This is a genomic window from Frankia sp. CeTa3Moorea, from assembly GCF_978021225.1.
The window spans coordinates 1-7,063 of record NZ_CDXDOR010000200.1 but is presented as its reverse complement, the minus strand read 5'-3'; the positions used below and the strand labels follow the sequence as shown (position 1 = coordinate 7,063).

Annotated in this window: 6 protein-coding genes; all 6 read left to right on the top strand. The window is 70.5% G+C overall.

Translation table 11 applies throughout. The features are described 5' to 3' along the window. Nucleotides 1-600 (top strand): TauD/TfdA dioxygenase family protein (locus AC08OV_RS22305; RefSeq protein WP_476615158.1); only part of this gene is annotated, 600 nt, incomplete at its 5' end. After that, complete coding sequence (locus AC08OV_RS22300) at nucleotides 597-1,610, top strand: polyprenyl synthetase family protein (protein WP_476615157.1); 1,014 nt, start codon at nucleotides 597-599, stop codon at nucleotides 1,608-1,610. The genes AC08OV_RS22305 and AC08OV_RS22300, both read left to right, overlap by 4 nt. 113 nt (nucleotides 1,611-1,723) lie before the next feature. Next, nucleotides 1,724-2,737, top strand: a complete 1,014-nt coding sequence (gene ptlA / locus AC08OV_RS22295) for a pentalenene synthase (RefSeq protein WP_476615156.1) — start codon at nucleotides 1,724-1,726, stop codon at nucleotides 2,735-2,737. Between the two features lie 89 nt (nucleotides 2,738-2,826). Then, complete coding sequence (ptlI, locus tag AC08OV_RS22290; RefSeq protein WP_476615155.1) at nucleotides 2,827-4,221, top strand: pentalenene oxygenase; 1,395 nt, start codon at nucleotides 2,827-2,829, stop codon at nucleotides 4,219-4,221. Continuing rightward, a complete protein-coding gene (gene ispH / locus AC08OV_RS22285) occupies nucleotides 4,218-5,216 on the top strand; it encodes a 4-hydroxy-3-methylbut-2-enyl diphosphate reductase (RefSeq protein ID WP_476615154.1) in 999 nt (332 codons plus the stop codon). Before ptlI ends, ispH begins: the two co-directional genes overlap by 4 nt. A gap of 29 nt (nucleotides 5,217-5,245) precedes the next feature. Beyond that, entirely contained in the window at nucleotides 5,246-7,030 is a 1,785-nt protein-coding gene (locus tag AC08OV_RS22280) for a 1-deoxy-D-xylulose-5-phosphate synthase (protein WP_476615153.1), read from the top strand. The last annotated feature ends 33 nt before the right edge of the window (nucleotides 7,031-7,063 follow it).

Genomic DNA, 7,063 nt, shown 5'->3' with positions numbered 1-7,063 from the left:
TGGATGGACTGGCACACCGACTACTCCTTCCGCCCCCGCGTTTCCCAGATCGGCTTCCTGGAGGCAATCGAAGTGCCGTCATCCGGCGGCGGGGAGACCCTCTTCACCGACATGTACGCCCTATACGAGTCGCTGTCGCCTGATGAGCGCCGGCGTCTGCATTCCTACCGGGTCCGCCACGCCCTGCGCACCGGGTACGAGGAGACCATCGAGCAGGAGCTCCAGGGCGAGGTGTCCCTCGGCGAGAGCACCGAACAGATCCAACCCGAGGACGGCACCTCCACCATCCACCCGCTGATTGCCCGCAATCCGCGCACCGGCCGCCAGTCGGTCTACGTCAGCACCCTGAACACCAAGCGGATCGGGGGCCTCGCCCCCGACGACAGCCGCAAGCTGCTCGACGAACTGTTGTCGCACGCGGGTAAGCCCCAGTACACCTACGCCCACATCTGGCAGCCCGGGGACATCGTCATGTGGGACCAGCTCGGCACCATCCACGCCAAGCAGGCCTTCGACCCGGCCGAACGGCGCATCCTGCGTCAGGTCGTCAGTATCTTCGACGACCCAGCCGCCCCCTGGCACGCGGAGGTCGGCACATGAGCACTGCTCCCGCCTGCCTCAGCCACAGCCGGGTCACGATCACCCCGGCGCTGCGTGCCGCCGTCGACCGGCTCGACCACCGCTCGCGTCACCAGGCGGCCTACCACTTCGGCTGGATCACCGCCGACGGCACGCCCACCAGCGCTGAGGCGGGCAAGGCCGTACGGCCGGCGCTCGCGCTGCTGTCGGCCGAGGCGGTCGGCGCACCGCCGGAGGTCGCCCTGCCCGGCGCCGTCGCCGTGGAGCTCGTGCACAACTTCTCCCTGGTGCACGACGATCTGATGGACGGCGACGAGAAGCGCCGCCACCGGAGCACGGTGTGGAAGCTGTGGGGTGCCTCCAGCGCCATCCTGACCGGTGACGCGATGCTGGCGCTCGCTCAGGAGGTGCTGCTGGACACCGGGCTGCCGACGGCGGCGTCCGCCGCCCGGCTTCTGGCGCGCACCACCCGGCATCTAATCCGCGGCCAGGTCCAGGATCTGTCCTTCGAACAGCGTTCGTACGTCACGGCCGAAGAGTGCGTCGAGATGGCCGCCGGCAAGACCGGCGCGCTACTGTCCGCGAGCGCCGCGATCGGCGCCGTCCTCGCCGGGGCACCGGAGGCGACGGTAGACGCGCTGGCGCTCTACGGCGGCCAGGTCGGCGTCGCCTTCCAGCTCGTCGACGACGTTCTCGGCATCTGGGGCGACCCGGCCGTCACCGGCAAGTCGGTCCACTCCGATCTGCGTTCCCGTAAGAAGTCCCTGCCGGTGAGCCACGCACTGAACCAGGACGGCCCGCTCAGCGACGAGCTGGCTGCCTGGCTCACCACCCCTGGCGAACTCGACGAGGAGGAACTGCGGCGCGTGGCCGGCCTAATCGAGGGCGCTGGCGGCCGGGACTGGGCGCTGGCCGAGGCCGCCCGGCGGATGGCGCTGGCCGAGGACGCGCTGCGCAGTGTCGAGCTGGACGCCGGCGCGCGGGGCGAACTCCTCGCGCTCGGGCGGTTCGTCGTCGACCGCGAGGTCTGAGACCGGACCGGCCCCCGTATGGCCCCTTCTGACTCTCCGATCAGCGCAGCGCCCCCGCCAGGGCATCGCCATGCCCGCTGCGCCTCCGCAACCCACGCCCTAAGGATTTTCTCATGCCCCAGGACGTCGACTTCCACATGCCTCTGCCGGGCCGGCAGAGCCCGGATCACGCGCGGGCCGAAGCCGAGCAGCTCGCCTGGCCGCGGTCGCTCGGGCTAATCACATCCGAGGCGGCGGCGACGCGTCATCTGCGCGGCAACTACGCCGATCTGGCCTCCCGCTTCTATCCGCACGCCACCGGCGCCGACCTGGACCTGGGCGTCGACCTGATGTCGTGGTTCTTCCTCTTCGACGACCTCTTCGACGGGCCGCGCGGCGGGAACCCGGAGGAGACCAAACAGCTCACCGACGCGGTCGCGGCGGCGCTGGACAGCCCCCTCCCCGACACCGCGCCTCCCATCGCCCACGGCTTCGCCAACATCTGGCGGCGCACCAAAGAAGGCATGACACCCGCCTGGTGCGCGCGCAGCGCCCGGCACTGGCGCAGCTACTTCGACGGCTACGTCGACGAGGCGGAGAGCCGCTTCTGGAACACGCCGTACAACTCCGCGGCCCAGTACCTGGCCGTGCGCCGGCAGACCATCGGGGTGCAGCCGACGGTCGACCTCGCCGAGCGTGCGGGCCGCTTCGAGGTGCCGCACCGGGTCTTCGCCAGCGCCGTGCTCTCCGCGATACTCCAGATCGCCATCGACGTCAATCTGCTGCTCAACGACATCGCTTCGCTGGAGAAGGAAGAGGCCCGCGGCGAGCAGAACAACATGGTCATGATCCTGCGCCGGGAGCACGGCTGGTCCAAGGACCGCAGCGTCGCCCACATCCAGAGCGAGGTGCGCGCCCGCCTGGAGCAGTACCTCCTGCTGGAGTCCTGCCTGCCGCAGGTCGGCGACATCTACCAGCTCGACGAGGCCGAGCGCGAGGCACTAGAGCGCTACCGCAACGACGCCGTGCGCACCGTGATCCGCGGTTCCTACGACTGGCACCGCTCGTCAGGCCGCTACGACGCCGAGTTCGCGCTCGCCGCCGGTGCCCAGGGCTACCTGGAGGAGCTCGGCAGCATCGCCCACTAGTGCCGCACACCAACAACACGCACCGGCGCCCGGTCGTCGCGGCAGCACAGCTGTCAACAGATCAGTAGAGACGGGAAGTTGAGAATCGAATGACTGAGCAGAACACCTTCTCGGCAGGAGCGGCGCCCGGGGCGCTCCCCGTCGTGGGACACGCCCTCCAGATGATGCGTCACCCCGTGAACTTCATGACCTCGCTCTCGGCTCACGGCGACCTGGTTAAGATCAAGATCGGCCCCACCGCGGCCTACGTCCCGACCCACCCCGACCTGCTGCGGCACGTCCTGACCAACGACCGCATCTTCGACAAGGGCGGCGTCTTCTACGACCGAGCCCGCGACATCGCCGGCAACGGCCTGGTCACCTGCCCGTTCGCCGACCACCGTCGTCAGCGCCGGCTGATGCAGTCGGCCTTCACCCGCTCCCAACTCAAGCGGTACGCCGAGGCCATGCACGCCGAGATCGAGTCCACCGCCTCGCGCTGGCACGACGGCATGGTCTTCGACGCCTTCCCCGAAATGTACGGCATGGCCCTGCGCACGGTCGGCCGCACCCTCTACTCCACACCCGTCAGCCCCGAGCTGGGGGCGAAGGTGGAACGTTCCTTCGACGTCGTGCTCAACGGCCTGTTCCGGCAGATGTTCCTGCCGGCCTCGATCCGCCGGCTGCCCCTGCCGTCCCAGCGCCGCTACAAGAGCAACCTGGACTTCCTACACGAGACCACCCAGCAACTCATCGACGACTACCGCAGCTCCGGCACCGAGCGCGAGGACCTGCTCGCCGCCCTGATTACCTCCCGCGACGACGACGGTGGCCGGCTCGGCGACAAGGAGATCCACGACCAGGTCATTACCGTTATGGCGGCCGGCACCGAGACCGTCGCCGGCACCCTCACCTGGGTCTTCTATCTCCTCTCCCAGCACCCGGAGATCGAGGCCGCGCTCTACGACGAGATCGACACCGTCCTCGACGGCCGCGCCCCGCAGTGGGACGACCTGCCGAACCTCTCCCTGACCGACCGGATCATCTCCGAGACGCTGCGACTGCACCCGCCGGCCTGGCTGTTCACCCGCCTCACCGCCTCCCCGACCGAACTCGCGGGCCGTCAGCTACCCACCGGTTCCACTGTCGTCTTCAGCCCCGCCGCGGTCGCCCAGTACAAGGACGCCTTCGACAACCCCAAGAAGTTCGACCCCGACCGCTGGCTCCCGGACCGTATCGCGCCGGCCTCCCGCCACGCCTACGTGCCGTTCGGTACCGGCGCCCGCAAGTGCATCGGCGACCTCTACGCACGCACCGAGGCCGCCCTGGGGCTCGCCACGATCCTCGGCCGCTGGCGGGTCGCCTGCGAGCCCGGTATGGACATCCGCCCGGTCCCGCTGGCCACCGTCTACCACCCGCGCCGGCTGCGCCTGAGGCTGGACACACGCACCCCGCGCCAGATGACCTCCGCCGTCCCCGCACCGGCCGGGGGCGAGGCGAGGTGAGTAAAGGGAACGTCGTCCTTGCCAAGCCGCGCGGCTTTTGCGCGGGCGTACGGCGCGCCATCGGCATCGTCGAGCGGGCGCTGGACCTGCACGGGGCGCCCGTGTACGTGCGCAAGGAGATCGTGCACAACCACTACATCGTCTCTGAGCTGCAAAAGCGCGGTGCGGTCTTCGTCGACAGCGAGGAGGAGGTCCCGCAGGGCGCGCTCTGTGTCTTCTCCGCGCACGGCGTCTCCCCCAGAGTGCGCTCCGCAGCCGCCGGCCGACAGCTCGAAGTCATCGACGCCACCTGCCCGCTGGTCTCCAAGGTCCACCAGGAAGCGGTGCGCTTCGCCCGCGACGGCCGCACCATCCTCCTCGTCGGGCACGAGGGCCATGAGGAGGTCGAGGGCGTCCTCGGTGAGGCCCCCGACCGGATCGTCGTCATCGAGACCGAGGACGACGTACGGCGCCTCGGCCTGCCCGACGACACCCCGGTCGCCGTCCTCACCCAGACCACCCTCTCGTTCGACGAGACCGAGCGCGTCGTCGAGGCCCTGCGCGCCCGCTTCACCGACCTGATCACCTCTGGCGACGATATCTGTTACGCCAGCCAGAACCGGCAGAGCGCCGTCAAGGATCTCGCACGCGACAACGACCTAGTCCTGATCGTCGGCTCGCACAACTCCAGCAACTCGCTGCGCATGGTCGAGGTGGCCCGCGACCACGGCGCCGCCGCCCATCTGGTGCCCGACGAAGGGCACCTCGAAGCGGCCTGGCTGACGGACGTGTCGTCGGTCGGCATCAGCGCCGGGGCCAGTGCCCCGGAGATCCTCGTCGACGGGCTCGTCGCCCGGCTCGCCGAACTCGGCTTCGACCAGGTCGAGCTCCAGCGGGGCACCGCGGAGCACGTTGTGTTCTCCATGCCTGGCCGGCTGGCCGACCCGGTCACCGGCCGCGTCCCGCAGACACCGCTGGCCGGCGAGATCTCGCCCGCGCCCAGTGAGGTGCGATGAGTCCACCACTGGAGAAAGAGGGTTGCGCCATGCCACGCCTGGAGGAGATTCGGGGGCCGGAGGACCTGCGCGCCCTGTCCCCGCACGCGGCCCGCGGACTGGCGTCGCAGATCCGGCGGTTACTGGTGGACACCTGCACCGCCAACGGCGGCCACCTCGGCCCCAACCTCGGGGTCGTCGAACTGTCCATCGCCCTGCACCGCGTCTTCGACTCCCCCCGCGACAAGATCCTGTGGGACACAGGCCACCAAGCCTACGTCCATAAGATCCTCACCGGCCGCGCTGGCGCATTCGGCACGCTGCGCCGCACCGGTGGGCTGTCGGGCTACCCCTGCCGTGCCGAGTCAGAGCACGATGTCATCGAGAACTCGCACGCCTCGACCTCCCTGTCCTGGGCGGACGGCCTCGCCCGCGCCAACGCCCTGCTCGGGCAGAGCGACCGCGCCGTAGTCGCGGTGCTCGGCGACGGCGCGCTCACCGGGGGCATGGCCTGGGAAGCCCTCAACAACATCGCAGCGGCCCCCGAGCGCCCCGTCGTCGTGGTCCTCAACGACAACGGCCGCTCCTACGCCCCCACCGTCGGCGCCATTGCCGGACACCTCGCCGACCTGCGCGCGGGCGGCGTCCCGCAAGCCCTGTTCGAGAACCTGGGGCTCGCCTACGTCGGCCCGGTGGATGGCCATGACATCGAGGCCGTGGAGACGGCGCTGCGAGAGGCCGTAGCCCTGTGCAGGCCCGTGATGGTGCACTGCGTCACCGAGAAGGGCCGCGGCCATCTACCCGCCGAGCAGGCCGACACGGACCGCTTCCACGCCGTGCGCGCCGCCGCCCAGAAACCGGGAGGCGCACCCAGCTGGACGTCCGTGTTCGGCAGCGAGCTGGCCGACCTCGCCGCCGACCGGCCGGACGTCGTCGCCATCACCGCTGCCATGCTCGACCCGACCGGGCTCAGCGAGTTCGCCCGCCGCCACCCCGAGCGCGTCATCGACGTCGGCATCGCCGAACAGCACGCCGTGACCGCTGCCGCGGGGCTGGCCCTCGGCGGGGTGCACCCGGTCGTCGCGCTATACTCCACTTTCCTCAACCGGGCCTTCGACCAGCTCCTGATGGACGTGGCCTTGCACCGCGCCCCGGTAACCTTCGTCCTGGATCGGGCCGGCGTGACCGGTGACGACGGCCCCTCGCACAACGGCATGTGGGACCTGTCGCTGCTGAACCTGGTGCCCGGCCTACGGTTGGCTGCCCCACGCGACGCTGCCACCCTGCGCCGCGCCCTGCGAGAGGCCGTGGCCTGCGACGATGGCCCCACCGCCCTGCGCTTCCCCAAGGGCTCCAGCGGAGCGGACATCCCGGCCGTGGGCGTCTACGCCGGGCTGGACGTCCTGCACCGCAGCCAACGTCCCGACATTCTCTTGGTCTCCGTCGGCGCCGTAGCCGCCACCTGTGTCGACGTCGCCGAACGGCTGGCCGAGCGGGGCGTCGGCGTCACCGTCGTGGACCCCCGCTGGATCAAGCCGGTGCCGCCCGAGTTGACCGGGCTCGCCCTCGATCACCTGCTGGTCGCCACAGTCGAGGACAGCGGCCGGGTCGGCGGTGTCGGGGCGCGCGTCGCCCAGGCCCTGAGCGACGCCAAGTCGGGCCTGCCGGTGCACGTCTTTGGCATCCCGCAGCGATTCCTCGACCACGGTTCACGGGCCGACGTCCTGGAGGCCAGCGGCCTCACCTCCCACCATCTCACCCACGCGCTGATGGAGGCTCTTCCCTCCGGATGGCGGGCCCGGCAGGGAGCCGCTGCATCCCTCGCCGTCGGCTGACACCGAGCCTCCGACGGGCGGTCGGCGCCCGCC